General features: G+C 71.1%; 25 protein-coding genes. 10 read left to right on the top strand and 15 right to left on the bottom strand.

Features of this window, described 5'->3' with window-relative positions; all coding sequences use genetic code 11:
• Nucleotides 1–12: 12 nt before the first annotated feature.
• Together ACLQ28_RS07265 and pdxH are read right to left on the bottom strand one after the other, a co-directional pair.
• A complete protein-coding gene (locus ACLQ28_RS07265) occupies nucleotides 13–1,311 on the bottom strand; it encodes an MFS transporter (RefSeq protein ID WP_425685423.1) in 1,299 nt (432 codons plus the stop codon).
• Nucleotides 1,308–1,937: a pyridoxamine 5'-phosphate oxidase gene (gene pdxH, locus ACLQ28_RS07260; protein WP_425685805.1), complete on the bottom strand. Its 630-nt coding sequence runs from the start codon at nucleotides 1,935–1,937 to the stop codon at nucleotides 1,308–1,310. The genes ACLQ28_RS07265 and pdxH overlap by 4 nt, the downstream gene beginning before the upstream one ends.
• 279 nt (nucleotides 1,938–2,216) lie before the next feature.
• Here pdxH and ACLQ28_RS07255 point away from each other — a divergent pair, with 279 nt between their 5' ends.
• From ACLQ28_RS07255 to sepH, 3 genes are all read left to right on the top strand, one after another.
• Complete coding sequence (locus ACLQ28_RS07255) at nucleotides 2,217–3,323, top strand: citrate synthase 2 (RefSeq protein ID WP_425685422.1); 1,107 nt, start codon at nucleotides 2,217–2,219, stop codon at nucleotides 3,321–3,323.
• Nucleotides 3,324–3,523: 200 nt separating this feature from the next.
• The gene (serC, locus tag ACLQ28_RS07250; protein ID WP_425685421.1) at nucleotides 3,524–4,651 is read left to right on the top strand and encodes a phosphoserine transaminase; all 1,128 of its coding nucleotides are present in this window, start codon (nucleotides 3,524–3,526) and stop codon (nucleotides 4,649–4,651) included.
• Nucleotides 4,652–4,836: 185 nt separating this feature from the next.
• Nucleotides 4,837–5,916 carry a septation protein SepH gene (gene sepH, locus ACLQ28_RS07245; protein ID WP_425685420.1) on the top strand — a complete coding sequence of 360 codons (1,080 nt, stop codon included), beginning with the start codon at nucleotides 4,837–4,839 and terminating at the stop codon, nucleotides 5,914–5,916.
• 55 nt (nucleotides 5,917–5,971) lie between these two features.
• Here the strand turns inward: sepH and ACLQ28_RS07240 are convergent, their stop codons facing one another.
• Nucleotides 5,972–6,802, bottom strand: a complete 831-nt coding sequence (locus ACLQ28_RS07240) for an alpha/beta fold hydrolase (protein WP_425685419.1) — start codon at nucleotides 6,800–6,802, stop codon at nucleotides 5,972–5,974.
• A gap of 37 nt (nucleotides 6,803–6,839) precedes the next feature.
• Complete coding sequence (locus ACLQ28_RS07235) at nucleotides 6,840–7,505, bottom strand: DUF4097 family beta strand repeat-containing protein (RefSeq protein WP_425685418.1); 666 nt, start codon at nucleotides 7,503–7,505, stop codon at nucleotides 6,840–6,842.
• A 240-nt stretch (nucleotides 7,506–7,745) separates the two neighbouring features.
• Between ACLQ28_RS07235 and ACLQ28_RS07230 the strand changes: the two genes are divergently transcribed.
• Entirely contained in the window at nucleotides 7,746–8,507 is a 762-nt protein-coding gene (locus tag ACLQ28_RS07230) for a helix-turn-helix domain-containing protein (RefSeq protein ID WP_425685417.1), read from the top strand.
• Between the two features lie 13 nt (nucleotides 8,508–8,520).
• On the opposite strand, the gene thpR is transcribed toward ACLQ28_RS07230, so the two are convergent.
• From thpR to ACLQ28_RS07205, 5 genes are all read right to left on the bottom strand, one after another.
• Nucleotides 8,521–9,105: an RNA 2',3'-cyclic phosphodiesterase gene (thpR, locus tag ACLQ28_RS07225; protein ID WP_425685416.1), complete on the bottom strand. Its 585-nt coding sequence runs from the start codon at nucleotides 9,103–9,105 to the stop codon at nucleotides 8,521–8,523.
• A gap of 7 nt (nucleotides 9,106–9,112) precedes the next feature.
• On the bottom strand, nucleotides 9,113–9,622 hold the full coding sequence (locus tag ACLQ28_RS07220; protein WP_425685415.1) for a hypothetical protein: 510 nt from the start codon (nucleotides 9,620–9,622) through the stop codon (nucleotides 9,113–9,115).
• A gap of 150 nt (nucleotides 9,623–9,772) precedes the next feature.
• Nucleotides 9,773–11,056: an MFS transporter gene (locus ACLQ28_RS07215; protein ID WP_425685414.1), complete on the bottom strand. Its 1,284-nt coding sequence runs from the start codon at nucleotides 11,054–11,056 to the stop codon at nucleotides 9,773–9,775.
• 72 nt (nucleotides 11,057–11,128) lie between these two features.
• A complete protein-coding gene (locus ACLQ28_RS07210) occupies nucleotides 11,129–11,578 on the bottom strand; it encodes a MarR family winged helix-turn-helix transcriptional regulator (protein WP_425685413.1) in 450 nt (149 codons plus the stop codon).
• 115 nt (nucleotides 11,579–11,693) lie between these two features.
• Nucleotides 11,694–13,172 (bottom strand): NCS2 family permease, encoded by a 1,479-nt coding sequence (locus ACLQ28_RS07205; RefSeq protein WP_425685412.1) that lies wholly within the window; start codon nucleotides 13,170–13,172, stop codon nucleotides 11,694–11,696.
• Between the two features lie 88 nt (nucleotides 13,173–13,260).
• On the opposite strand from ACLQ28_RS07205, the gene ACLQ28_RS07200 reads away from it, so the two are divergent.
• Nucleotides 13,261–13,506: a DUF2530 domain-containing protein gene (locus tag ACLQ28_RS07200; protein WP_425685411.1), complete on the top strand. Its 246-nt coding sequence runs from the start codon at nucleotides 13,261–13,263 to the stop codon at nucleotides 13,504–13,506.
• Nucleotides 13,507–13,544: 38 nt separating this feature from the next.
• Here ACLQ28_RS07200 and ACLQ28_RS07195 read toward each other — a convergent pair whose 3' ends face one another.
• Entirely contained in the window at nucleotides 13,545–14,384 is an 840-nt protein-coding gene (locus tag ACLQ28_RS07195) for a DUF3027 domain-containing protein (RefSeq protein ID WP_425685410.1), read from the bottom strand.
• Between the two features lie 88 nt (nucleotides 14,385–14,472).
• On the opposite strand from ACLQ28_RS07195, the gene ACLQ28_RS07190 reads away from it, so the two are divergent.
• Both ACLQ28_RS07190 and ACLQ28_RS07185 read left to right on the top strand, forming a co-directional pair.
• Nucleotides 14,473–16,086: an MFS transporter gene (locus ACLQ28_RS07190; RefSeq protein WP_425685409.1), complete on the top strand. Its 1,614-nt coding sequence runs from the start codon at nucleotides 14,473–14,475 to the stop codon at nucleotides 16,084–16,086.
• The gene (locus ACLQ28_RS07185; protein ID WP_425685408.1) at nucleotides 16,083–16,733 is read left to right on the top strand and encodes a futalosine hydrolase; all 651 of its coding nucleotides are present in this window, start codon (nucleotides 16,083–16,085) and stop codon (nucleotides 16,731–16,733) included. Before ACLQ28_RS07190 ends, ACLQ28_RS07185 begins: the two co-directional genes overlap by 4 nt.
• Here the strand turns inward: ACLQ28_RS07185 and ACLQ28_RS07180 are convergent, their stop codons facing one another.
• Nucleotides 16,734–17,600: a GNAT family N-acetyltransferase gene (locus ACLQ28_RS07180; protein ID WP_425685407.1), complete on the bottom strand. Its 867-nt coding sequence runs from the start codon at nucleotides 17,598–17,600 to the stop codon at nucleotides 16,734–16,736.
• Nucleotides 17,601–18,222: 622 nt separating this feature from the next.
• Here ACLQ28_RS07180 and ACLQ28_RS07175 point away from each other — a divergent pair.
• The gene (locus ACLQ28_RS07175; protein ID WP_425685406.1) at nucleotides 18,223–19,071 is read left to right on the top strand and encodes a 1,4-dihydroxy-6-naphthoate synthase; all 849 of its coding nucleotides are present in this window, start codon (nucleotides 18,223–18,225) and stop codon (nucleotides 19,069–19,071) included.
• Here ACLQ28_RS07175 and ACLQ28_RS07170 read toward each other — a convergent pair.
• Nucleotides 19,032–19,418 (bottom strand): cold-shock protein, encoded by a 387-nt coding sequence (locus ACLQ28_RS07170; protein ID WP_425685405.1) that lies wholly within the window; start codon nucleotides 19,416–19,418, stop codon nucleotides 19,032–19,034. The genes ACLQ28_RS07175 and ACLQ28_RS07170 overlap by 40 nt on opposite strands.
• A 27-nt stretch (nucleotides 19,419–19,445) precedes the next feature.
• Entirely contained in the window at nucleotides 19,446–20,069 is a 624-nt protein-coding gene (locus ACLQ28_RS07165) for an HAD family hydrolase (RefSeq protein WP_425685404.1), read from the bottom strand.
• Nucleotides 20,070–20,153: 84 nt separating this feature from the next.
• On the opposite strand from ACLQ28_RS07165, the gene ACLQ28_RS07160 reads away from it, so the two are divergent.
• A complete protein-coding gene (locus ACLQ28_RS07160; RefSeq protein WP_425685403.1) occupies nucleotides 20,154–22,640 on the top strand; it encodes a helicase-associated domain-containing protein in 2,487 nt (828 codons plus the stop codon).
• A gap of 47 nt (nucleotides 22,641–22,687) precedes the next feature.
• On the opposite strand, the gene ACLQ28_RS07155 is transcribed toward ACLQ28_RS07160, so the two are convergent.
• Together ACLQ28_RS07155 and ACLQ28_RS07150 are read right to left on the bottom strand one after the other, a co-directional pair.
• Entirely contained in the window at nucleotides 22,688–22,924 is a 237-nt protein-coding gene (locus tag ACLQ28_RS07155) for a hypothetical protein (protein ID WP_425685402.1), read from the bottom strand.
• Between the two features lie 97 nt (nucleotides 22,925–23,021).
• Entirely contained in the window at nucleotides 23,022–23,903 is an 882-nt protein-coding gene (locus ACLQ28_RS07150) for a L,D-transpeptidase family protein (protein WP_425685401.1), read from the bottom strand.
• A gap of 172 nt (nucleotides 23,904–24,075) precedes the next feature.
• On the opposite strand from ACLQ28_RS07150, the gene ACLQ28_RS07145 reads away from it, so the two are divergent.
• Nucleotides 24,076–25,755: a DNA repair helicase XPB gene (locus ACLQ28_RS07145; RefSeq protein ID WP_387116126.1), complete on the top strand. Its 1,680-nt coding sequence runs from the start codon at nucleotides 24,076–24,078 to the stop codon at nucleotides 25,753–25,755.
• Nucleotides 25,756–25,812: the final 57 nt, after the last annotated feature.

The following is a 25,812-nucleotide window of genomic DNA, read 5'->3' as shown; positions in this document are numbered from 1 at the left end:
GACCCTAACCGGTCACGTCCGGTCGCCGCTCGACGCCGTCGCCGCCCGGTAGCGAAGCAGTGCCGGGAACGCGACCGCGAGCACCACCACGAGCACCGCCGAGGCGAGCCCACCGGCCACCCAGGCCACGCCGCCACCGAACCCGGCGGCCATGGTCCCGGCCCGCAGATCGCCCAGACGCGGGCCACCCGCCACCACGACCGTGTTGACGCCCTGGAGCCGGCCGCGCATCCGGTCCGGCGCGTAGACCAGCAACATCGACTGGCGCAGCACCGCGCTCACCAGGTCGGCGGCACCGGCCACGGCGAGCAGCAGGACCATCAGCCACAGCTGGTGGGCCAACCCCGCCGCGGCGATCGCGATGCCCCAGGCGACCACCGCGAGCACCAGGCCGAGCCCCTGCCTGCGGAGCCGGCCGATCCAGCCGGAGGTCAGCCCACCAATCATCGAGCCGATCGCGATGGCGCTGTAGAGCAGGCCGACCGCTCCACCGCCACCGAACCGCTCGTGCGCGATCTCCGGGAAGAGCGCCCGCGGCATGGCGAGGATCATCGCGATCAGATCCACCCCGAAGGACAGCAGGAGTACGGGGGTGGTGGCCAGGTAGCGGATCCCATCGACCACGCTGGCCAGACCGGCACGGCGGACCTGACCGTCGGCGGTCGGCTCGGGCGGCAGCGCGGGCAAGCGCAGCGCCGCCCAGAGCATCGCGGTGAACAGCACCGCGTCCACCCCGTACGCGATGGGCAGGACGACAGTGGTGTCCGGTGAGGCGGAGAGAATCAAGCCGGCGACGAGCGGGCCGGCGACCGAGGCTGCGGTGAAGGTCGTGTAGTTGAGCGTGCTGGCAGCCGGCACCAGGTCGTCCGGCACCAGTCGCGGCAGCATGGCGCTGCGGGCTGGCGCGGTGATCGCGAACGCCACCGACTGCAGCGCCATCAACGCCAACAGCAGCACCGGGCTGCCAACGTTCAGCAACGCCTGGGCGAGCAGCCCGAGGGTGGACGCCCAGAGCAGCACCGACCCGCCGAGCAGCACGGCACGGCGGTCGCGGGCATCGGCGACCGCACCACCCCAGAGCCCGAAGATCAGCAGCGGTACGAAGGCCGCCACGCCCAGCAGGCCCACCCAGAACGAGTCCCGGGTCAGGGCGTACATCTCCACCGGGACCGCTACGGCCGTAAATTGGAAACCGAACATCGCCACGGTGTTGCCGAGCCAGAGCCGCCGGTACGCGGGCACTCCCAGCGGACGTACGTCGATCGCCCAGCGGCGCGCTCCGCGCGGCCGAGCCTCCTGCACACCCGTCACGGCGCCAGCCGCTCGACGATCCAGCCACCCTCGTCGAGGCGGCGGAAGCGGAGCCGGTCGTGCAACCGGCCGGCCCGACCCTGCCAGAACTCCACCGATTCGGGTTGGACCCGCAACCCGCCCCAGTGCGGCGGGGTCGGGATCTCCGCCTCGTCGGCGAACCGCTGGGTCACCTCCTGGTAGCGCTCCTCCAGCACCGAGCGGTCCGGCACCACCTGCGACTGTGGGCTGGCCCAGGCACCCAGTTGGGAGCCGCGCGGGCGACTGGTGAAGTACGCCTCACTCGTCGCGCGGTCGACGTGCGCGACCCGGCCGGCGACCACCACCTGACGCTGCATGGCGAACCACGGAAAGACGAGGCTGGCGTACGGGTTGGCGGACGCCTCGACACCCTTGCGCGACAGGTGGTTGGTGAAGAAGACGAAACCCTCCGGGTCGTACCCCTTCAGCAGCACCGTCCGTCCGCTCGGCCGTCCGGCCGAGTCCGCGGTGCCCACCACCATCGCGTTGGGTTCGGGTAGCCCGAAAGCCGCCGCGTCGGCGAACCAGCGGTCGAACTGGGTGTGCCAGTCGCCGGCCAGGTCAGCCTGGGTCAGGCCCAGGTCCGCGGCGTACTCGTTACGCATCGCGGCCGGGGCGGGTGTGTTGCCCGTCACGTCCCCACTCCTTCTCGGCGACCTGGCCAACGCCCTCCCGCGCTGGCCAGAGCGCACCGCCCAGTCTCACCGAGTGACGCCGAGAATGCGCGTCCGGAGATGTCGCGTGCAGCACAGTCGCAGCGGGTCGCGTATCCCTTACTCAGCAGGCAGTATGTTCCGAACACATCCCTGAGGGTCGCCTAAGGCGCTCGGCCGACCGGGCCGGATGAGCCGAGCGGGCGCACCGACCAGATCCAGGAGAGCCAGATGGCCGATTTCAAACCCGGGCTGGAGGGCGTTGTCGCCTTCGAGACCGAGATCGCCGAACCTGACCGTGAGGGCGGCGCGCTGCGCTATCGCGGCGTCGACATCGAGGATCTGATCGGCCAGGTGTCGTTCGGCAACGTCTGGGCACTACTGGTCGACGGCCGGTTCGGGCCCGGCCTGCCGCCGGCGGAGCCGTTTCCGGTGCCGGTGCACTCCGGTGACATCCGCGTCGACGTGCAGTCCGCGGTCGCCATGCTGGCGCCTTACTGGGGGCTCGACCAGCTGCTGGACATCTCCGATGAGCAGGCCCGCGAGGACCTCGCCCGGGTCTCCGTGACCGCGCTCTCCTTCGTCGCCCAGTCCGCCCGGGGCCTCGGCCTGCCGGCGGTGCCGCAGAAGGAGATCGACAAGGCGCAGACCATCGTCGAGCGGTTCATGAAGCGTTGGCGCGGCGAGCCCGACCCGCGGCACGTCAAGGCCGTCGACGCGTACTTCATCTCGGCCGCCGAGCACGGCCTGAACGCGTCCACCTTCACCGCTCGCATCGTCGCCTCCACCGGAGCGGACGCGGCTGCCTGCATCTCCTCCGGCATCGGCGCCCTCTCCGGCCCGCTGCACGGCGGTGCCCCCTCCCGGGTGCTCAGCATGCTGGAGGCGGTGGAGCGCAGCGGCGACGCGGAGGGCTACGTCAAGGGCGTGCTCGATCGCGGCGAGCGGCTGATGGGCTTCGGCCACCGCGTCTACCGGGCCGAGGACCCGCGCGCCCGAGTGCTCCGGCGTACGGCCAAGGAGCTGGGCGCGCCGCGCTTCGAGATCGCCGAGGCGCTGGAGAAGGCCGCACTTGCCGAGTTGCAGGCCCGCCGCCCGGATCGGGTGCTGGCCACCAACGTCGAGTTCTGGTCGGCCGTCGTCCTGGACTTCGCCGAGGTGCCGGCGCACATGTTCACCTCGATGTTCACCTGCGCACGGATGGGCGGCTGGAGCGCGCACATCCTGGAGCAGAAGCGGCTGCAGCGGCTGGTCCGCCCGTCCGCCCGCTACATCGGCCCGGAGACCCGCAAGCCGTCCGACGTCGAAGGTTGGGCCGCCATCCCGCACGGCGTCTGATCGGTATGGAAGGGGCCCCTGCGCAACGTCTGGCGTTGCGCAGGGGCCCCTTTTGCTGTGCGCTGGCAGTCGGCGAGGTGTGGCGAAGGACTCAGCCCAGCCCTCGGGGGCCCGGCTGCCACCGATGGGTCCGAGTGCAAGGATGAGGGCCGGCAGTGTCGCCGGGCCCACCTCGCCCTTGCGGAAGGACATTCAAGACCGTGGCTGACGCACCGACCATCCGGATTCCCGATGAGATCAAGCCCGCCGACGGACGCTTCGGCTGCGGCCCGTCCAAGGTCCGCCCCGCGGCAGTGTCCGCACTTGCCGAGGTTGCCACCAGTTACCTGGGCACCTCGCACCGGCAGAAGACGGTCCGCGACCAGGTGGCCCGGTTGCGCTCTGGCATCGCGGAGTTCTTCTCGCTGCCCGAGGGCTACGAGGTCGTGATCGGCAACGGCGGCACCACCGCGTTCTGGGAGGTCGCCACCTTCGGCCTCATCCGCGACCGGGCCCAGTTCGCCAGCTTCGGCGAGTTCGGCGCCAAGTTCGCCAAGTCGGTCAAGGACGCGCCCTTCCTGGGCGAGCCGACCGTCCGCAAGGCCGACGCGGGCAGCGCGCCGACCCTGATCGCCGAGTCCGGCGTGGACGCGTACGCGACGCCCCAGAACGAGACCTCGACCGGTGTGGCTGTCCCGATCAGCCGGGTGGCCGGGGCGGACGAGGGCGCGCTGCTGCTCGTCGACGCGACCTCCGGCGCGGGGGGCCTGGATGTCAACGTCGGCGAGACCGACGTCTACTACTTCGCTCCGCAGAAGTGCTTCGGCTCCGACGGCGGCCTCTGGCTGGCTCTGATGTCACCGGCCGCGCTGGAGCGCGCCGCCGAGATCAAGGCTTCGGGGCGCTACATCCCCGCCTTCCTCGACCTGGTCACCGCGATCGACAACTCGCGGCTGGAGCAGACCTACAACACCCCGGCGCTGGCCACCATCTTCCTGGCCGCTGAGCAGACCGACTGGATGAACGCGCAGGGTGGCCTGACCTGGGCGGCCAAGCGCACCGCCGAGAGCGCCGCCACGGTGTACGGCTGGGCGGAGCGGTCCAGCGTGGCAAGCCCGTTCGTCAGTGACCCGGCGCTGCGCTCCAACGTGGTCGCCACGATCGACTTCGCCGACGGCGTGGACGCCACCGCGATCGCGAAGGCGCTGCGCGCCAACGGCATCGTGGACACCGAGCCGTACCGCAAGCTCGGTCGCAACCAGTTGCGGATGGCGCTCTTCCCGGCCGTCGAGCCGGCGGATGTCGAGGCGCTGACCGCGTCCATCGACTACGTGGTCGAGCGACTCTGAGGTTCGTCACGGTCGGTGTCCGTTGGGGCCTCCACGGACACCGACCGTGATCATCGTTGCAGCTCAGTCACGACATGCGGGGTGTCACTTCCCCCACCCCGAGGCAGATGCGCGTACGGTGGTCCGAGACGCCTGGGTGGCCGACTCGTGGCGTGCGGCCAGCGAAGCGGGACGGAGGCAACGCTATGCGCCCAGTACGCTTCGTCGCCCTCTCCGAGGACGGCCATGCCCTGGTTCTCGCTGACGAGGTTGGGCGACTGCTCGCCCTGCCGATCGACGACCGGATTTCGGGGGCGTTGCACGCCGAGCCCGGCGCACCGCCGCTCGTGGCGGCGCCGGCCGCAGCCGACCCGATCCCTTCACTGTCTCCTCGGGACATTCAGGCCCGCATCCGCTCCGGCGAGTCCGCTGAGGATGTCGCCCGGATCGCCGGGGTGCCGGTCGACCGGGTGCTGCGCTACGCCGGCCCGGTCCTTCAGGAGCGGGCAATGCTCGCCCAGCACGCCCGCCGCACCCGCCTCAAGGGCGCGGAGAAGCCCACCCCGCTCGCCGAGGTGGTCAACGGTCGGCTGAGCCAGCACGGCATCGACACCGAAAAGATCTCCTGGGACGCGTACCGGCGGGACGACGGCACCTGGCGGATCATCGCCACCTGGCCGTCCGGCAAGGCGACCGCGCAGGCCATCTGGGATCTCGACAAGGCCCGACAGTCGGTTGCCCCGCACGACGACATGGCGCAATACCTGTGCGCCGAGCGGCCCACGCCGATCCTCGGCCAGGAGCCGGCACCGGAGCGGGGCGGGCACGGCCTGCCCGGTCCGTCGCGCGGTGAGCCGAGTCGTGGTGGGCACGGGTTGCCGGCGGCGTCCGAGCATCCGCGCCCTGGCCGGGACCCGATCCGGGCCGGACGCGACGCGCTGCTCGCCTCACTGGACCGCCCACTCGGAGCCTCGTCGGGTCGTGGCCTTGAGCCACGTACCCCTGCTGCTCTTGGCGGGTCGGACGCGCCCCGGCAGCGGCCGGTCGGCGGGGGTGCCGCCGCGCTGCTCGGCGGCGGCCAGGGGTCGGCCTTCGACGACGACTCGGACGCACCCAAGGAGGTGCCGGCCGTGCCGTCGCTGGCGGTGCTGCGGCCCCGCCGGACGGGCGCCGCGGCCGCCGCGGGCGGCGAGACCACCGATGCCAACGGCAAGCCGCGCAAGCGCCTGCCGAGCTGGGACGACGTGCTCTTCGGCAGCGGTCCGGCCGCACGCGAGTCCTCCTGACGCTTCGTGTTGACGGGTGGCGGTTTGCCACCCGCCAACACGAAACACGTGAGCCTCATCGACGGTCTTCGGCGTCCTCGCGGTCGAGGCCGGCGACCTCGCGTACGGCCTCGGCGACGGCCGGGAAGTCCTTCTTGAGGATCGCACCGTGGTTGCTGGCGACCTTCGCCCCGATCCGGATGTGCGGGTTCCGGGCGATCACCGCGTCGAGGCTGGCGCGGATCTGTTCCTGCTCGTCACCGCGGCTCCCCAGGGACGTCCCCGAGGCGACCACGTACCGCACCGGCACCGTGATGGTGTCCAGCACGGGGCCCAGTTCGCGCTCGCGGGAGAGCTGGCCGAGCTCGATGTTGCTGTCGGCCATCTGGTCGGCGTTCATCCGAGGGGTCAGACCGGTCGGGCGCAGCAGCGGCATGAAGAGGTTCATCCGTCGGAACATCTTGCGGATCCGTTGCGCCATGGCTTCGTCGAGCCAGTCGTGCGGGAACGCGCCGTCGACCAGGACCGCGCCCAGGGCGCGCTCCGGGTTGCGGCTGGCCCAGTGCGCCCCGACAACCGCTCCGTAGGACCAGCCCACCACGAGCGCGCGGTGCACGCCCCGGGCCGCGAGGACGGCATCGACATCCCGGACGGCCGCCTCGAAGGAATAGTCCGTTGAGCGCTTCGACTTCCTGCCGCGAGCCCGCTCGTCGTAGGTGATGTGCCGCCACCCGGTGCCCAGTTCGGCGATGACCCGCCGCCAGTACCCCTGGGTGGCGAACTGGCCGTTGAGGTAGACCACGGGGACCCCGGGACCGCCGGTGTCGGTGACGGCCAGGGCCGTGTCGTCGACCGGCACCATGCCGGTCCAGGACGCACTCGTCGCGGAATCGTTGTTCATTGGCATGTCTGCACTCCTGGTCGCGTCGGGCGTTCGGTCGGGATCAGAGGCTGCGGGCGGTGATGTCGCCGTGGGAGGTGGTGGCGCGGATGTCGAGTGCGGTGGTGCCGTCGTTTTTGAGGGCGTTGCTGACCCGGCCGTGGCCGGTGCCGGCGTCCAGTGCGGCCGACACGCCTGCGGCGGCGCCGACCGAGATGTCGCCGGACTGAGTGGTCAGCACGACGGCACCGCGCACGGCTTCGGCGATCCGGATGTCGCCCCTCGCGGTGCTGATCTCCGCGGGACCGGTGAGCCGCCCGACCTCCACGTCGCCGTCGATCGCGGTGAGGCGCACGCTCGCCGCCTCGTCGATCTTGATCTGGCGGTACGCGCCGTCGAAGGTGACGTCGCCGAGACGCCCGACACCACGCAGCTCGGCGCTGGCGGCCTTGGCCTCGACGCGGGAGTCGGCAGGCAACCGGACGGTGACCTGCACGGATCCGGAGGGACCGACGAGCGGGTTGCCGGGTGTCGCGGCCGCGATCCGCAGGACCCCGTCGGAGTACGCGACGGTGGTCTGCTCGGCGGCCCTGGTGTCGCGGCTCTTGGAGGGGTCGGTCGGCAGCACCTCGACCGTCGTGTCGACGCGGTCCGCGGCGATGAACTGGATGCGACCGGAGGGGATGTTCAGGACGGCGGAGATGGGGGCGGGGGTGTCGAACGTCTTCATCATGCTCTCCCGTGCTCGTACAGCGTTTCTGATATCGGAAACGCTACGTTGCTTTCTACACCCCGGCAACAAGTGCGTTGCGTTACCAGAACGTTTTCCCAGCTAGAATCCTCACAACTGTTGCAACTGCCCGAGAAGTAACGCAACGCTCCCCGCGGGCCAGTGTTGCAATGGGCCAGAAGTGAACGCTATGGTGGAGGCGCCACGGGCCGCCCACGAAGGACCACCAGGGAGATCACGATGCCGGGAGGCAGACTCACCCAGCAGGAGCGCCAGCAGATCGCGCTGGGGCTGGTCGACGACCTCCCCTACGCGGAGATCGCCCGACGACTCGACCGTCCCACCTCGACGATCACCCGCGAGGTGATGCGCAACGGCGGCCCCCTGGCCTACCGCGCCGACCTGGCCCACCGCGCCACCGAACGCCGCGCCCACCGACGCAGGTCGGCCTCCTCCCGCACGACGGAGTCAGTCGCACAGCCCCAAGGCCGTGACGCCGAGGCCCTGGCCGAATACGAGGAGGCGTTCACCACCGTCCTCATGGCGTCGGGTCTGAGCAAGATGGCGGCCCGCGTGTTGACCTGCCTGTTCACCACCGACTCGAGCAGACTCACCGCGTCCGAGCTCGCTCAGCGCCTCCAGGTCAGCCCAGCGTCCATCTCCAAGGCGATCACCTTCCTGGAGGGTCAGAGCCTGGTTCGCCGCGAGCGCGACGAACGCCGCCGTGACCGCTACGTCGTCGACGACGAACTCTTCTACCAGGCCACGATCGCCAGCGCCCGAGCCAACGACCAACTCGTCGAGACCGCGCGGCAGGGCGTCGCCCTCCTCGGCCCGCACACCCCGGCCGCCGCCCGCCTGGAGAACATCGCCCGCTTCCTCGACTTCATCAGCGAGAGCATCGTCCGCGCCGCCGAACAGGCCCGCGAGGTCCTGCACAGCAGACCCGCGGCGGCCACTGCCCAGCCGAGCCCGCACCAGGACCAGCCGGGGACGCCCTGACGAGAGTGCCGGGTCAGAGCGGCCAGGCGGCGAGCCGGTCGTAGCGCGATGGTCGCGAGTCGAGGTGGCTGCTCATCAGCAGCAGCTCGATCGCCGGCCACTCCGGTCCCTGGTAGTCGTCCAGGTCGGCCTGGTCCGCCTCGATGTCGGCCAGGTCCATCCGATCACCGGGCCGGGCCACGGTCAGGTGCGGGCGGAACGGCCTGGCGTCGTCGCACGGCAGCCGGGTCTGCCGCAACCGGGACCGGACCAGCCCGGCGAGCACGTGCAGTGCCTCGACCTCGCCTCGCAGGCCCACCCAGAGCACAGTGGACCGACCCTGACCGAACCGACCACCGCCACCGAGACTGAACCGGGGCAGGGCGTTCCGGCCGTCGCGGAACCGCTCGGCGGCCAGCCTGAGCGCGCTCACCACCTCGACCAGCCGGGCCGCCTCGACGTCGCCGAGAAAGGCCAGGGTGACGTGCAGTTGGGCCGGATCGGCGAGCCGGACGTTGACGCCGGCGGCAGCCGCTGCGGAAACCCGTAGTCGCGCGACCTGCGCGCCGAGGTGGTCGACCGGCTCGGGGGGCGGGCAGACCGCGACGAAGAGCCGCAACCGTCGCTCAGTGGTGCCGTTGCCGGTGCCCGGCCCGGGCCGCAGGCAGGGCCAGCCCGGCGGCGTGCAGCACGCCCTCCACGCGGACCCGCTCGATCTCCTGGTCGACGCCCTCCAACTCGGCGAGGTGCTCGGTGATGCCGAGTGCACGGCAAGCCAGCCGAAGTCTGTCGTCGTACGCCTGGAGCAGCGCCTCATGCCAGACCATCGGCCGGCCGGTGCCGCCGAGCCGTTGGCCGCCGAGGCGGCGCAGGTCGGCGGCGAGCTGTTCCAGGGGCCGACGGTCGATGCGATCAAAGTCGCTGAGGTCGATGTCGCGGGTCAGCGCGTCGGCCTCGATGGCCCGGTCGAGCCGAGCGATGGTGCGTTTTTCCCGTCTGCGCTCACGCCATTCGGACCAGCCGCAAACCACCCGGTCGAGGATCTCGTCATAACAGAAGAGCAGGGCGATTGCCGCCGGCAGAGTGGCCACGGCAAGGAACGCCAGGGCCAGCATCAGCGCGCGTCCGACTCCCACGTATCGACGCTAAGCCCCGCCGTGCCACCCCGCCAGCGGTTTGGCCGCATCCGCGCAATCCGTCCAACGAGACTCGCCCCGGCCCTGCCGGCTGCGAAAAAGGGGCCCCTCCGGCGCAATGTCCGATCGGAAGGGGCCCCTGAACTCACCTCAGCAGTCGGTGGGGGTTACGTAGAAGCGGGGCATCGGGAGGATCCGGAAGCGCACCCGGGCGCCGGATCGGCGCAGCTGCCAGGTGAGGGCGATCAGCGCGGCCGCCAGCGAGATCAGCGCGCCCATCCAGATGCTGGCACCGGCACCGTAGTGCTCCGCGACCCAGCCGATCAGCGGCGCGCCGACCGGGTTGGTGCCCAGGAAGACCAGCACCCACAGGGACATCACCCGGCCCCGGAAGGCGGCGTCCACGCCCAACTGGACCCGCTGGTTGGCGGCCTGGGCGAAGAAGACCATGAAGAAGCCGGTAGGCACCAGCAGCACCACGACCAGCCAGTACGCCGAGGCGAGACCGACGAGGGTGCCGAAGCTGGCGCAGGCGATCGCCGCACCCAGCACCAGCCAGATCGACGGGCGGCTACGCCGACCGGTGCCGCTGAGCGCCCCGCCGAGCGCGCCGACGGCCAGTGCGGTGCTGAACAGGCCGAAGGAGGCAGCGCCGGTGTTGAAGACAGTCTTCGCGAGCGCGGCCAGGGTGAGCTGGAAGTTGAAGAGCGACATGCCGATCACCGACATGACCGCCATCGGCAACAGCAGGTCGGGGCGGCGCCACACGTACCGCAGCCCGTCGATGACCCGCGTGGACGCCCGCTCGTCGCGCGGCAGCAAGGCGTCGCGTTCCAGCTCGGACGTCCGCATCCGGACCACGTTTACCAGGGGCGCGATGGAGCTGACAGCGGTGAAGAGGAAGACCGGGCCGACGTCGAACGCGGCGATGGCCAGGCCGGCGATGGCCGGGCCGACGACCCGCGCGGAGTTGAACACGGCGGCGTTCAGCGACAGCGCGTTGGGCAGCAGGGGCGTACCGACGAGTTCGGAGACGAACGCCTGCCGGACCGGGGTCTCCACGGCGTTGGCCGTGCCGAGCAGCGCGGCGAAGGCGAAGACGTGCCAGAGCTGCACCATGTCGGTGAGGACCAGCAGGGACATGCCGAGCGCCAGCAAGCTCCAGAAGGCGTTGGCGGCGAAGAGCAGCACCCGCTTGTCGTACCGGTCGGCGAGCCGGCCGGAGAGCAGCGTGAGCAGCAGCACCGGGGTGAACTGGCAGGCGGTGACCACACCGAGCGCGGTGGCCGAATTGTTGGAGAGATCGAGGACGAGCCAGTCCTGGGCGATGTACATCATCCAGACACCGAGCAACTTGATCAGCTGTCCGGATGCGAAAAGGCGGTAGTTGCGGACCTGTAGGGACTGGAACATCGTGCTCAGCTTCGCCTGCACTCTTGGTGCGCCTCCTCCGGACGTACGCGTCATCGACAGGTGACGGCACGGACCCGGTGGCGCGGGTGCGGCTCAGTCGCGAGCGAGCTGCTGAAGGATCTCGGCGGCCCTCTGCAGGGTCTCCCGGTCGTCCTCGTCCAGCGCGGCCAGCCGGTGGGCCAGCCACTCGTCGCGGGCCCGCTCGAACTGGTCGAGCACGGCCTGCGCTCCCTCGGTCGCCGCGAGGATGACCTGCCGGCCGTCGGTCGGATGGGGTGTCCGCCGCACAAGGCCACGGTCCTCCAACTTCCCGACGATCTTGGTCATCGTCGGCGGCTGCACCCGTTCGACATCGGCCAGCTCCCGGGGCGTCATCGTGCCCGCCAGCCGCAGGCTGGTGAGCGCAGAGACCTGGGTGACCGTAAGGTCGCCAACCGGTCGGGCCTGGCGGACCCGCCGGTTGAGTCGGGTGATCGCATCACGCAGCTGGGGGGCCAGCTGCGCCGGTGGCACGCGTTTCGCCGTCACCGTCCGCTCCGTCACAGTAGTTAGCTTAACTAATGAGCTTGGCTAACGACATCAGTTATGACCAGGCTCACGAGAGGATTCATGATGTTACGGGCGGGGAATCCGGATCGATCCCCCGCCCCGACACCCGTCAGAGCACCAAAGACTCGATGGGCCCACGCAGGAAGTACAGCACGAACAGCGCGGCCACCCCGTACAGCAACGGGTGGACCTCCCGGGCCTTACCCCGAGCCAGCTTGACCACGACGAAGGTGATCAGGCCGGCACCGATCCCATTGGAGATCGAGTAGGTGAACGGCATCAGCACGATCATGAGGAACGCCGGGATGGCGATCTCGTAGTCGGACCAGTCGATCGTCCGCACCGCGGTCATCATCAGGAAACCAACCACCACCAGGGCCGTCGAGGCCGCCTCGAACGGCACGATCACCACCAACGGCGCAAGGAACATCGCCAACAGGAAGAGCACCCCGGTGACCAGGTTGGCCACGCCGGTTCGGGCACCCTCCGCGACACCGGCAGCACTCTCGATGTACGACGTACTGCTGGAGGTGCTGGCCGCGCCACCGGCCGCCGCGGCGATCGAGTCGACCAGCAGGATCTCCTTGGCCCGCGGCGGGGTGCCCCGCTCGTCGAGCAGGCCGCCCTCCTGGCCGACCGCCACCATCGTGCCCATGGTGTCGAAGAAGTCCGTGACCAACAGCGTGAAGACGAACATCAGCACTACCAGCCAGCCGGCCCGACCCCACGAGTCGAGCACGTTGAACTTGCCGAGCAGCGACAGGTCCGGCAGGTCTACCACCGTTTTCGGCAGCTCCGGCACGTTCAGCGACCAGCCCTTCGGGTTGGGCTGACCGTTGACGAACGACGGGCCGATATTGCCGATCGCCTCCACGATCACCGCCAGCACGGTCGAGGCGAGGATGCCGATCAGGATCGCGCCCCGCACCCGGCGAACCACCAGCACCAGGGTGAGCAGCAGACCCACCACGAAGACCAACATCGGCCAGCTCACCAGCTTGCCGCCGATGCCCAGGCCCACCGGGACCGTGGTGTTGGCGGCGTCCGGGATCCGCCGGACGAAGCCGGCGTCCACCAGGCCGATGATGGTCAGGAACAGACCGATACCGACCCCGATCGCGGTCTTCAACTGGGTCGGCACCGCGCGGAACACCGCAGTCCGCAAACCGGTCAGCACCAGCACCGCGATGATCACACCCTCGATCACGACCAGGCCCATCGCGTCGGCCCAGGTCATCTCGGGAGCAATCTCGTACGCGACCAGCGCGTTGACGCCCAGACCGGCGGCGAGCGCCAACGGGAACCGGCCGACCACACCCATCAGGATGGTCATCAGGCCAGCGACCAGCGCGGTCGCGGCAGCCAGCGCGGGAATCGGCAGGGTCTTGCCGTCACCGTCGACAGCACCACCCAGGATCAGCGGGTTGAGCACCACGATGTACGCCATCGTGAAGAAGGTCGCCAGGCCTCCGCGTACCTCGCGGCTCAACGTCGAGCCACGGGCAGAGATCTCGAAGAACCGGTCGAAGCCGTTACGCGGGTGAGCAGAGGTGGGAGGGGTGCCGTTATCGGGCGGCGCTACTGCCATCAGGTCCTCGCAGGTGATCTTCCAGTTGTCGCGGGCATCGTCCCAGATCGCTCACGGGCAGGGAAAGCAGATCGCGTACGCTTGCCGGATGCCTGACGAGCAGCCACCGCGGCCCGCACCACTGGACCCGCCGATGGTGCCGTTCGCCCTCGCCGGGTTGATCGCCTGGGCGGTGGTCGGGCTGGTCCTGCTGGTCTTCTTCCGGGGTTGGCTGACCGACCACGGTCACCAGAACTGGCTCTGGACCTGCCTTGCCGGTTTCCTGTGGGGCTTCCCGGGCCTCGCCGTGATGATGCGGCACGACGCCAACCGACGCCGCCGCCGCGCAAACTGACCTGACCACTGCACCGGGGGGCACCCCGGCGCGCACGATCAGGAGTGCCCGTAGGGCTCCGCTGGCTCGGCTGTCTCCACCGAGCCCGGGGCGCGGCTGACCGACATGGCCTCCACCGCACTGTCGTCGTACACAGTGGGTAGCTCTTCGACCGCGGTCTCGGCCGCTTCGATCAGCGTCTCGGAGTGGGCACCGCAACCGTGGTCGGCGCTCACCACCCGGCCGTCGTCCGGGGCGTAGAAGTTGCCGCACGCCCCGAAGGCCTGCCGCATCGCACCAGCAAGTGGCAGGTAGAAGCCGCAGGTGCCGCAACGGGCAGCGGCCGGCGCTGCGGTGGAGATGGGCGCGGCAGGGCCATGATCGCCGTCATACCAGCGCTGCGCCGCCTCGACACGGCCCTCCCGGGAGAGCACGCGCGCTCGCCCGAGGCCCAACTCCCATGCCGTCTCCTCGACCGCCGGGTCGTCGGAGAGCAGGTAACCGGGGACCAGCCGATCGTCGTCCGGTGAGGTCGGCAGCAGATCGCCCGGACCGAGATCGCCCGGCTTGAGCCGCTCCTGCCAGGGCAGCCAGCCGGGCGCGAGCAGCGCGTCCGGGCCGGGCAGCAACACCGTCTCGCAGATGGTGACCGTCTTGCTGCGCGACACCCGGGTGACGGTGACAGCCCACCGCCAGCCGCGGTAGCCGGCGAGGCGGCACTCAAAGTAGTGGGTGACCAGCCGTTCACCTTCGGCCACGACCTGCAGGTGGTCGCCGACGTCGTCAGCGTCCACCTCGGTTATGCCAGCGCGGGCCACCTCGACGGCGGCGGCGCAGACCTGGTCGAGACGGGCGGCGCGGGTGGAGGCGGGCCTGGTCACTTCACCATTGTTCCCCATGCGCCCCGCAGGGGTGACAGGGACTCCCGGGGAACCTTTCCCCGCAGTGGTGCGGCGTACCCGGATCAGATGGGCGAGGATGGTGCACATGCCGTCGTACTCCCGCTCCGGGCGATCCGTCCTCGGGCGGACCGTCGGCACCAGCATTCGCGCCGTTCGTCTGCTGCTGCGCGGTTCGGTGGGCAGCGGCCGCTGGGTGACCCGCCGGGCCGGGCGAGCCCGGACCAGGGGCGCCGGCGGCGAGGTCGGCATGGTTCGCCTGTTCGACCTGCACGCGGTCTCCTGTGCCGGTGACACTCTCATCGCCATCGGCCTGGCCGGGACGATCTTCTTCAACGTGCCGCTGGGCGAGGCCCGCAGCAAGGTTGCGCTCTACCTGCTGGTGACCATGGTGCCGTTCGCGATGCTCGCTCCCGTGGTGGGCCCGCTGCTGGACCACTTCCGGCACGGCCGGCGGTACGCCCTGGCCGCCACGATGCTCGGCCGCGCGTTCCTGGCCTGGTTGATCTCCGACTACATCCACGGCTTCGGGCTCTATCCGGCCGCGTTCGGGGTGCTCGCGCTGTCCCGGGCGTACGGCGTGGCCCGTTCCGCGGCGGTGCCCCGGTTGTTGCCGGAAGGCCTCGGCCTCTCCCAGGTGGGCGCCCGGGCCAGTGTCTACGGCACGGTCGCGGGCGCGCTGGTGGCGCCGATCGGGTTGGCCGCGTTCTGGTTCGGGCCGCAGTGGCCGCTGCGCGTCGCGTCGGTGATCTTCCTGATCGGCATGGTGATCTCCCTGCGGTTGCCGCCGAAGGCCGACTCGGAGCCACCGGAGCGGGTCCCCCGAGCGCTGCGCGCGCTGGGCCGCCGCGGCGGCGATCGTCCGCTGGGCCGGGGTCGTCCGGCTGGCCGGCTGGTGATCGCCACCCTGATCGGCGCCGCGACCCTACGTGCGGTGTACGGCTTCCTGCTGCTCTTCCTCGCCTTCGCGATCAAGAAGGGCGATCTGACCACCGTGGTGTTCGGCCGGGATCTGGGTGCCGAGTGGGCGTTGGGGCTGGTCGGTGCCGCGCTCGCGGTCGGCAGTTTCCTGGCCACCGCCATCGGCACCCGACTACGCATCCACCGGCCGACCGCCATCCAGTCCAGCAGCATGATCATCGTCGCTGGGGTGGCGGTGCTCGCCGTCATCCAGTTCTCGCTCCTGATGGTCGCGCTGCTCTGCCTGGTCGCCGCGTTGGTCAGCGGGATAGCGAAGCTGGCCGTGGACGCCTCGATCCAGGAGCGGATCCCAGAACGCCTGCGAGCCAGTTCCTTCGCCCATTCCGAGACGGTGTTGATGCTCGCCTTCGTTGTCGGCGGCGGCCTCGGGTTGGTCCCGTTCAACGGTCGGATGGGCATCGCCGTCGCCGCCGGGGTCGGCATTGTGGCCGCGATCCGGGGTGTGCTGGTCGCCGCCCGGCTGCGCGGCGAGAAGCTGGCCGGCCGGCCGCTCGGCGACGACGAACTGACCGACGACGACCTGAGCGACGAGCCGGCGGACGAGCCCGCAGACCCCGCGCCCACCTCGCCAGCGCCGGCCCAGACCAGCTCGGCGCAGCATGAAGACCCGGGCCTGACCCCGCCGGGTTACCACATCTATCGACCGTCCTCGGCCGTCGGTGGCCCGGGTAGCGGTGCCGACGACGAGACCCGCCGCGAATCCCCCGGCTCACTCTCGTGACCGGCCTGTTGGTGGTGACGGCTGTGCCAGCCGAGGCGGACGCGGTCCGTGCCGGGCTGACCGACGCCGCCGTGACCGTCGCCCCGGTCGGCGTGGGCCCGGCCGTCGCGGGCGCCGCCACCGCCCGGCTGTTGGTGCTGGCCGAGGCTGCGGGACGCCCGTACCGCGCGGTGGTCAGCGCCGGCGTCGCCGGCGGCTTCACCGGGCGGGCGGAGGTCGGCGACACGGTGCTCGGCACCGCCAGCATCGCCGCCGATCTGGGCGCCGAGTCACCGGACGGTTTCATCCCCGTCGACGAGTTGGGCATGCCGCTCGCACTGCTCGGCACCGGCAGTGTGCTGCAGGCCGACTCGGGGCTGCTGGCGGCGCTGCGGGCGGCCCTCCCGGCGGCCACGACCGGCCCGGTGCTCACGGTCAGCACGGTCACCGGCACCGCCGCCAGCACCGAGGAGCTGCGCCGACGGCATCCGGAGGCGGTCGCCGAGGCCATGGAGGGGTACGGGGTGGCGGTCGCCGCGGCGCAGGCCGGGGTGCCCTTCGCCGAGCTACGCACCATCTCCAACCCGATCGGCCCCCGTGACCGCAACGCGTGGCGGCTGCGCGAAGCTCTCACCGCGCTGACCGCAGCGGCCCCGGCACTGCGCTGACTATGGCCGTGGCGGACGGACTTCGAGCGTGAGCGCCGACGGTCGACCCGTCTGTAGCTCGAACCCGCAGGCGAGCAGAAACTCGACGTTGCCGCCGTCGGCTATCGCGCGGGTGGTCCGGATGTCGGCGGTTGCCATCTCCCGGGCCAACAGCTCGATCAGCTGACGGCCCACGCCCAGGGTCCGTAGGCCGGGAGCAACGACGATGCTCTCCAACACCAACTCACGCCGGTCGCCCCAATCCTCGCCGAGGAGGAGATCCAGGCTTCGCTCATGGGCCCTCAGCTCACCGACCGGCCCGGCCCCGGGCACCTCGGCGAGAAAACGCCACGAGGTGGCCGGCAGCCCTTCGAACGCGCGCCGAAACCGCACCTGGGCCCGTGTCTGGTCCCGCAACCGCCGCTCGTCACGTCGTGCTCGATCGAGGTCATAGGTCAGCTCCGGGACGCGTACCGGCCACAACCGCTGCGGAAGGGTGTAGGAGTGCACCCACCAGGCGGCCGGCCAGTCCTTGAGAGTCAGGACTCGACGGACGTCGAGGTGCGCTGGGTAGCGGCGACCGGCCTCGTCCCGCAACTCGTCCCGCAACTCGTCCCGCAGTTCGTTGTCAGGCGCCTGCGGTGACTCGTCGGCCGCCGCAGAGGAGCAGGCGCCGGGGAGTTTGAGAACGACCTCACCACCGGCCGCACGGACCAGCCGCTCCACCGTGCGGAACGCCGGCCCGGCACCCTGCCCCGCCTCGATCCGGGCCAACGTGCTCTTCGGGACCCCGGACCTCTCGGCCAACTCGCGCTGGCTCAGGTCGGCACGTCGACGAAGATCCCGCAGGGTTGCCGCCACGTCGATTGCACCCTTGTCGGCAGCCACCCGTCCATGGTTTTCCGCTCAGCTCGCGCCGTCAACAGCACTCGTCCACCTGTGGACAACCCTGTGGATAGTGTCTCCGCCGCTGTGTACATCCCTTCGTCAGCGCCTGTAGAGCTGCCCCGTCAGTGGGGCACGACACGGGTGCACCTAGCCGCACGGCAGTGCCCAGCACCCGGACAGATGCCCAGGCCACCTGGCGGACCCGCGGGCGCCCCTCGCCCCGACGGTCGGAGAGGCCCGAGGCGTTGCCTGTCCTGCGACCCGCCGATGCCTGTCCTGCGACCCGCCGTTGCCTGTCCTGCGACCCGTCGTTGCCTGTCCTGCGACCCGTCGATGCCTGTCCTGCGACCCGTCGATGCCTGTCCTGCGACCCGCCGATGAGTGGGCCGACGATTCGACGACCGTCACCGCCGACATCGTGCCCCACAGACGGGGCAGCTCTACAGGGAGCAGCAGAGACGACCCAGCCCCGACGATGGCTCGCGGGCAGGCGGCGGCGGGCAGGCGGCGGCGGACAGGCGGCGGCGGGCAGGCGGCGGCGGGCAGGCGGCGGGTGCCCGGCAGATCACAGCTGCGAGACCGCGGCGACTGATCGGGGCGGGGGCGGGGCTAACGTGGGGGCGTGGCGCTCTCTCTGGCGATCTCGCCCTGCCCCAACGACACGTTCGTCTTTCACGCCCTGGTGCACGGGCGGGTGCCCGGTGCGCCCCCGATCGAGGTGACGTACGCCGACGTGGACGTGACCAACACGGCGGCCGAGCGGGGCGCGTTCGACCTGGTGAAGGTGAGCTTCGCGGCGTTGCCGTGGCTGCTCGACGACTACCACCTGCTGCCCTGCGGTGGCGCGCTCGGCCGCGGCTGCGGCCCTCTCGTGCTCACCCGGGGCGACCGCGACGGCGGGCCGGACCGCACCGACCTGACCGGCGCCACGGTGGCGGTGCCGGGCGACCGGACCACCGCGTACCTGCTGTTCCGGCTCTGGTCGGCCGGCCGGCCGCCGGCCCGGATCGAGGTGGTCCCGTTCCACGAGATCATGCCGGGCGTCGCAGCCGGCCGTTACGACGCTGGGTTGGTCATCCACGAGGCCCGGTTCACCTATCACCGGCACGGCCTGAGCGCCCTGGTCGACCTCGGCGAGTGGTGGGAGGCCGACACCGGCCTGCCCATCCCCCTCGGCGCGATCCTGGCCCGACGTGGCGCGGTGGACCCGGAGGCCGCGGCCGGATGGGTCCGCGAGTCGGTCCGGCAAGCCTGGGCGGACCCGGCGGCGAGCCGAGAGTACGTGCTGGCGCACGCCCAGGAGATGGAACTCGACGTGGTGGACCGGCACATCGGCCTCTACGTCAACGAGTTCACCGCTGACCTGGGCGAGGCCGGGTTCGCCGCGGTGACGGCACTGCTTGACCGCGCCGCCACCGCAGGGCTGGTGCCTCAGACCTCCAGCTCGTTCGCGACGGCGTGGACCAGCTGAGCGATCTTCTGGGCGGTCTTCTTGTCCGGGTACCGACCCCGGCGCAGGTCCGGCTGGACCTTCGCCTCCAGCACCTTGATCATGTCTTCGATCAGGCCGTGCAGTTCCTCGGCTGGCCGACGGCGCAACTCCGCCATCGACGTGGGCGCGTCCAGGAGCTTGACTCCCATGGCCTGCGCGCCCCGGCGGCTGTCCACCAGACTGAAGTCGACCCGCTGGCCACCCTTGAGGTCGGTGACACCTGCCGGCAACGCCGCTTTGGGCAGGAACACGTCGCCGCCTTCGTCACTGGTGACGAAGCCGTATCCCTTGGCCGTGTCGTACCACTTCACTCGACCCGTAGGCACCTGAAAACCCCTGCTTCACTTGAGCCGCTACTGCTCCAAGGCTAGCTGGATCATGCCGTCGAGCGCCGCCGGGAATTCGGTGAGATCATCCAGCACCACGTCCGCCCCGGCCGCCCGCAGCTCAGCCGGGGAGCACGGGCCGGTCGCGACCCCGATGCCGGGCACACCGGCGGTCACCGCCGCCACCATGTCGGCCACGTGGTCACCGACGTAGTGGGTCGCGTCGAACTCCCGCAGGGCGGTCGCCTTCTGCTCGGCGAACAGGTCACCGGCCAACTCATCGACCGTGAGGCCGAGGTGGTCCAGGTGCAGCCGGGCCAGCCGCCCGATCTTGGAAGTGACGACGAGCACACGTCCGCCCCGAGCGCGGATCGCGTCGATGGCCTCCCGCGCGCCAGGCAGCGGAACCGTCGGCGTGATCGCGTACGCCGGGTACAGCTCGCGGTACACGCGTACCGCCGACTCGACCTGCTCCGCCGGAAACCAGTGCGCGACCTCGGTGCGCAGCGGCGGGCCGAGACGGGACACCGCCAGCTCGGCATCCACCGGCACACCGGTCCTCGCGGTCAACGCCCGGTAGGTCGCAGCGATGCCGGGGCGGGAGTCAACCAGGGTCATGTCGAGGTCGAATCCGACGGTCAGTGCGGGCATGTCAAGAAACCTACCCGGCGACTCCTGGTCGGCCGGACGTCCGAGGGGCGCGATGGCCCGGTGCCGGGCTAGCGTGGAAAGACGATGACCACCTCACTCGCCGACCACCTGCGGTCGCTGCCCGACGAGTCACTGGCCGCGCTCCTCCAGCTGCGGCCCGACCTCGTCGTGCCCGTGCCAGCCGACGTCTCCGCCCTGGCCATCCGGGCCCAGTCCCGGGTGTCGGTGGCGCGCGCCCTGGACGGGCTGGACCAGTTCACCCTCCAGATCCTCGACGCGGCCCGCCTCACCCGAAGCCCGGACGACGGCACCACGGCCACCGACGCCGTACTTGCGATGGCGACCGCCGGGCCGCGCCCGCCGGCACCGACGGCCATCCGAGCCGCCGTGGGTCGGCTGCGCGCGCTCTTCCTGCTGTACGGCCCGGAGCACGCGCTGCAGGTGGTGCCCGCCGTCGACGAAGTCGCCCCGTACCCCGCTGGGCTCGGCCGACCAGCCGCAGAGCTGGACCCGCGCACGGCCGCGCTCTGCGCGGACCCGGCGAAGCTACGACGGACGCTGCTCGCCGCCCCACCCTCAGCCCGCGCGATCCTGGACCGGTTGGCGGCTGGCCCACCGGTGGGCAGCGTGCCCCCGGGCGCGTTGCAGGCACCGCCGCTCGGTGCGGAGGACCCGGTGCTCTCCGACCCGACCAACGGTGGCGCCCCGACCGGCTCCCCGGTGCGCTGGCTCGTCGACAACCGGCTGCTGGTCCCCGTGACGACCGGCTCGTCGACGACCAGCGGCACGGTGGAGTTGCCCCGCGAGGTTGGCCTGCTGCTGCGCCGCGACAGCGGGCCGCTCGGGCCGTTGCGCACCAGCAGGCCACCGGTGGCTGCCGCGCCGCGCGAGCCGAAGGCGGTCGACTCGGCTGGAGCTGGACAGACGATGGAGGTGGTCCGTCACACCGAAGGGCTGCTGGAGCAACTCGCCGACGAACCCGCGCCGGTGCTGCGCTCTGGCGGCATCGGTGTGCGGGACCTGCGCCGGTTGGCGCGTACCGCCGGGCTGGACGAACCGACCGCGGCGCTGCTGCTCGAGGTGGCGTACGCGGCGGGGCTCGCCGGTGAGCTGGAGATGCCCGGCGTGACCACCAGCCGGTACGGGGCGGACCAGCAGGTGCTGCCGACCGGCGGGTACGAGGTGTGGCGGGCCGCCTCGCTGGCCCAGCGGTGGGAGCAGCTCGCCCGAGCCTGGCTGACCATGACCCGGCAAGTGGGGCTGGTCGGCCGCCGAGACGACCGGGACCGGCCGATCACCGCGCTCTCCGCCGAGGCCGAACGGGCCAGCGTGCCGGCCACCCGGCGAGCGGTGCTCGGCGTGCTCGCCGACCTGGAGCCGGCGACCGCGCCCACACCGGAGGAAGTGCAGGACCTGCTGGACTGGCGGGCGCCGCGACGCAGCCGGGGCCGAGACGCAGCCCACCGGGAGGTGCTGGCGGAGGCCGCACAACTCGGCGTCACCGGGCTGGGGGCGCTCACCTCGTACGGTCGGCTGCTGCTCGGTGACCTGACGTCGACCGACGAGCGGGGCGGCGGCGACCCGCTGGGCGTGCACGCCGACGTCGAGAGCGGAGACCCGTCCAGCGCCGCCCGAGCGCTGGACGCACTGCTGCCTGCCCCGGTCGACCATTTCCTGGTGCAGGCCGACCTGACCGTGGTGGTGCCCGGCCCACCCGAGCCGGCGCTCGCCGCCGAGTTGGAGGCGATGACCGAACTCGAATCGGCCGGCGGAGCCAGCGTGCACCGGGTCACCACGGCGAGCGTCCGGCGAGCACTGGACTCCGGCTACACCGCCGACGATCTGCACGACGTGTTCCGGCGACGGTCGCGTACCCCGGTGCCGCAGGGGCTCACCTACCTGGTTGACGACGTGGCCCGTAAGCACGGCGGGCTGCGGGTCGGGTTGGCCGGGGCGTACCTGCGCAGCGACGACGAGACTCTGCTCAGCGAGGTGCTGGCCGACCGTCGGTTGGAGTCGTTGGCACTACGCCGACTCGCGCCGACGGTGCTGTGTACGCAATACCAGGTTGGTCGGTTGCTGGGCGCGCTCCGCGACGCCGGGTTCGCCCCGGTGCAGGAGGACGGCACGGGCAGCGCGGTGCTGGCCCGGCCACGGATCCGGCGGGCACCGGCCCGGGTGTCGGTGACCACCCGGACGCTCGATCCGCTGGCCGCCCCGAAGCTGCCCATGCCCCGGCTGCTCGGGGTGGTGGAGCACATTCGACGAGGTGACGCGGCGGCACGGGCGGCCCGACGGGCACCGGCGGTGGTCCGCGGCGGTGCGGCGGGGCTGGGCGGTGGCCCGGTGCCGGCGCACACGCACAGCGAGGCCCTCGCGGTGCTCCAGCAGGCGGTGCGCGACAAGGCGCTGGTCTGGGTCGGTTACGTCGACGCACACGGGGCAACCGCGTCGCGGCTGGTCAAGCCGGTCTCGATCGGTGCCGGCTACCTACGCGCCGAGGACGAACGGACCGAGATGCTGCACACGTTCGCGCTGCACCGGATCACCGCGGCGGTGCTGGCGGACTGAACGATCCTCCCGGAACTGACGGGCAATGCCGTGCGGGATGCTGTCGGTCAGCGGCGGCTGCGGCGTACGGTGCCGACCACCGAGATGACCAGCAACAGCCCGAACCCGGCGCCGGCGGACTCCCCGACCGAGTCGATGAAGCCCTGCCGCAGCACCAGCCAGCCGAAGAGGAACCACCCGACGAGGAGCGACGCGGCGACGGCGTAGGCGATCACGGTCGCGCGGGACACCTCGTCGGGTGGTATTTGCTCATGCTCTGCGATCACGTCACGGTCGACCGTCATGCCCAGCCTCCCCGCCCGGTCCGGCCCTGGACTCCCAGGGTGACACTCGCAAGACCGGTCGGACAGGGGTTATCCCCCGCGATTCGCTCCGTGTCGGTCAGGTGCCGGGGCGGCGGCCGATCAGTACCACCCGGGTGCCGACCTTCCCCAGCTCCCACATGCGGACGGCGTCGGCGTGCAGCAGGTTGACGCAGCCGTGCGAGCCGATCGACTTGTCGTGCAGGTAGGTGGTGGTCTCGTGGAAGCCCATCCCCTGGGTGAAGTGCTGCCAGTACGGCAGCCACACCTCGTACGGGTCGGACCATTCCTTGGGGTTGCGGAAGTTGACGGTGAACGTGCCGGCGGGGGTGCGGTAGCCGGACATTCCGGTGCGGGTCACCGTCGGGGGCATGATCACCTTGCCGCCGCGGACCGCCCAGACGGTCTGCCGGGTCAGGTCCACGCAGAACGTGGTGCCCGTGCCGGCCTTGCAACGGGCCGGGTCGGTGGTGGCGAGGCGCTTGGCCACGTCGTACGTGGTGGGTCCGGCGCGACCCTCGACGGGGCGAATGCCGTACCTCTTCTGGAACTTCTTGATTGCGGCGCAGTCGGCGGCGGACTGCCGACCGTCCACGGTCACGGCCCCGAACCCGCCCAACCGGGCCAGGTAGGTCTCCACCTCGCGCTGGTGCTGGCCCTGCGGGCACCCGGCGACCGTCTGCGTACCGGTGCTGGGGGTCGGTTTCGGCGTGGCGCTGCGGGTGGGCTTCGACGTCGGCGTCGGCTTGGTGGTGGCGGTTGTGGGCGCGGCCGGCGTTGGCCGGCCGCGCTGGTCCGGCCCGGGCGTGTCGCTCGCCCCCGTTACCTGTTCCGCACCGGCTGGGGCGGCTCCCCCGCCACCACTCCCGCCGGACTGCGGATCGAACGCGCACGCACCGGCGCCGACCAGCACAACCACCACCAGGGCAACCAACCGGGAAGTGATCCGAACACGCCTCATGGAGCCTCCCCTGGCAATCGTCCCCTTACTAGACGTTCGTGAGTGCCGTCACGGTTGCGGCCGGTGAGCATCTTTCTTCGGACATCCCACACCGTGCAACACTGGATGGTCGGCCAGCGGCGGGTATGCGACCTGCCCCGGCCGTACGGCCAACCGAGGAGAGGACGCTGGCGTGAGCGGTGGACCACTGATCGTGCAGTCGGACAAGACCCTGCTGCTGGAGATCGACCACCCCGACGCGCAGGCCTGCCGGATGGCGATCGCGCCGTTCGCCGAGTTGGAGCGCTCGCCGGAGCACGTGCACACCTATCGGCTGACCCCGCTGGGCCTGTGGAACGCCCGGGCGGCGGGGCACGACGCGGAGGGTGTGGTCGACTCGTTGCTCAAGTACTCCCGTTATCCGGTGCCGCACGCGCTGCTGGTGGACGTGGCCGAGACGATGGACCGGTACGGCCGGCTCCAGCTCGCCAACGACCCGGCGTACGGGCTGGTGCTACGCGCACTGGACCGGCTGGTGTTGATCGAGGTGGCCAAGAGCAAGAAGCTCGCCGGGATGCTCGGCGACAAGATCGACGACGACACCATCCGGGTGCATCCGTCCGAGCGCGGCCGACTCAAGCAGGCACTGCTCAAGCTGGGCTGGCCTGCGGAGGACCTGGCCGGTTACGTCGACGGTGAGGCGCACCCGATCGAGCTGGCCGAGGCCGGCAAGGACGGGCGCAAGCCGTGGACGCTGCGGTCGTACCAGCGGGAGGCTGTCGAGGCGTTCTGGGCCGGCGGGTCGGGTGTGGTGGTGCTGCCCTGCGGCGCCGGCAAGACTCTGGTCGGCGCGGCGGCGATGGCCGAGGCGAAGGCGACCACGCTGATCCTGGTCACGAACACCGTCGCTGGCCGGCAGTGGAAGCGGGAGCTGATCGCTCGCACGTCGCTGACGGAGGAGGAGATCGGGGAATACTCCGGAGAGCGCAAGGAGATCCGCCCGGTCACCATTGCGACGTACCAGGTGCTCACCTCGCGGCGCGGCGGCGCGTTCACGCACCTGGACCTGTTCGGGGCCCGCGACTGGGGCCTGGTCGTCTATGACGAGGTGCACCTGCTGCCCGCGCCGATCTTCCGGTTCACCGCGGACCTCCAGGCCCGCCGCCGGCTGGGCCTCACGGCGACGCTGGTACGCGAGGACGGCCGCGAGGGTGACGTGTTCAGCCTGATCGGCCCGAAGCGGTACGACGCGCCGTGGAAGGACATCGAGTCGCAGGGCTGGATCGCCCCGGCCGAGTGCACCGAGGTTCGGGTGACGCTTACCGACGCGGAGCGGATGTCGTACGCGACGGCGGAGGCCGAGGAGCGTTACCGGATGGCGGCGACCGCCCGCACGAAGCTGCCGGTGGTGAAGGCGCTTGTCGACCGTCACCCGGACGACCAGGTGCTGGTGATCGGCGCGTACATCGACCAGTTGCATCAGCTCGGCGAATACCTCGACGCGCCGATCATCCAGGGCTCGACCACCAACAAGGAGCGGGAGCGGCTCTTCGATGCGTTCCGCACCGGTGAGATCCGCACTCTGGTGATCTCCAAGGTGGGTAACTTCTCCATCGATCTGCCCGAGGCGGCGGTGGCGATCCAGGTGTCGGGGACGTTCGGGTCGCGGCAGGAGGAGGCGCAGCGGTTGGGTCGGGTGCTCCGGCCGAAGGCGGACGGCCGGCAGGCGCACTTCTACACGGTGGTGTCCCGGGACACGATCGACACGGAGTACGCGGCGCACCGGCAGCGCTTCCTCGCCGAGCAGGGGTACGCGTACACGATCGTCGACGCCGACGACGTGCTCGGCCCGTCCCTGCCGTCCTTCGACTGACCCCGCGGTCCTTGGTCCCCGCAGTCTTTGATCCCCGCGGTCCTTGATCGACTCCAT

Source organism: Micromonospora sp. DT201, assembly GCF_049841575.1.
In the GTDB taxonomy this organism is placed as follows: Bacteria; Actinomycetota; Actinomycetes; order Mycobacteriales; family Micromonosporaceae; genus Micromonospora.
This window is presented reverse-complemented; position numbering and strand designations above follow the sequence as displayed.

Bases quoted from the DNA above. Each gene is read 5' to 3' on its own strand.
- pdxH (WP_425685805.1), bottom strand. From the start codon at position 1,937: ATGCGTAACGAGTACGCCGCGGACCTGGGCCTGACCCAGGCTGACCTG.
- ACLQ28_RS07255 (WP_425685422.1), top strand. From the start codon at position 2,217: ATGGCCGATTTCAAACCCGGGCTGGAGGGCGTTGTCGCCTTCGAGACC.
- sepH (WP_425685420.1), top strand. From the start codon at position 4,837: ATGCGCCCAGTACGCTTCGTCGCCCTCTCCGAGGACGGCCATGCCCTG.
- ACLQ28_RS07240 (WP_425685419.1), bottom strand. From the start codon at position 6,802: ATGCCAATGAACAACGATTCCGCGACGAGTGCGTCCTGGACCGGCATG.
- ACLQ28_RS07235 (WP_425685418.1), bottom strand. From the start codon at position 7,505: ATGAAGACGTTCGACACCCCCGCCCCCATCTCCGCCGTCCTGAACATC.
- ACLQ28_RS07230 (WP_425685417.1), top strand. From the start codon at position 7,746: ATGCCGGGAGGCAGACTCACCCAGCAGGAGCGCCAGCAGATCGCGCTG.
- ACLQ28_RS07205 (WP_425685412.1), bottom strand. From the start codon at position 13,172: ATGGCAGTAGCGCCGCCCGATAACGGCACCCCTCCCACCTCTGCTCAC.
- ACLQ28_RS07200 (WP_425685411.1), top strand. From the start codon at position 13,261: ATGCCTGACGAGCAGCCACCGCGGCCCGCACCACTGGACCCGCCGATG.
- ACLQ28_RS07195 (WP_425685410.1), bottom strand. From the start codon at position 14,384: ATGGGGAACAATGGTGAAGTGACCAGGCCCGCCTCCACCCGCGCCGCC.
- ACLQ28_RS07190 (WP_425685409.1), top strand. From the start codon at position 14,473: ATGCCGTCGTACTCCCGCTCCGGGCGATCCGTCCTCGGGCGGACCGTC.
- ACLQ28_RS07165 (WP_425685404.1), bottom strand. From the start codon at position 20,069: ATGCCCGCACTGACCGTCGGATTCGACCTCGACATGACCCTGGTTGAC.
- ACLQ28_RS07160 (WP_425685403.1), top strand. From the start codon at position 20,154: ATGACCACCTCACTCGCCGACCACCTGCGGTCGCTGCCCGACGAGTCA.
- ACLQ28_RS07155 (WP_425685402.1), bottom strand. From the start codon at position 22,924: ATGACGGTCGACCGTGACGTGATCGCAGAGCATGAGCAAATACCACCC.
- ACLQ28_RS07150 (WP_425685401.1), bottom strand. From the start codon at position 23,903: ATGAGGCGTGTTCGGATCACTTCCCGGTTGGTTGCCCTGGTGGTGGTT.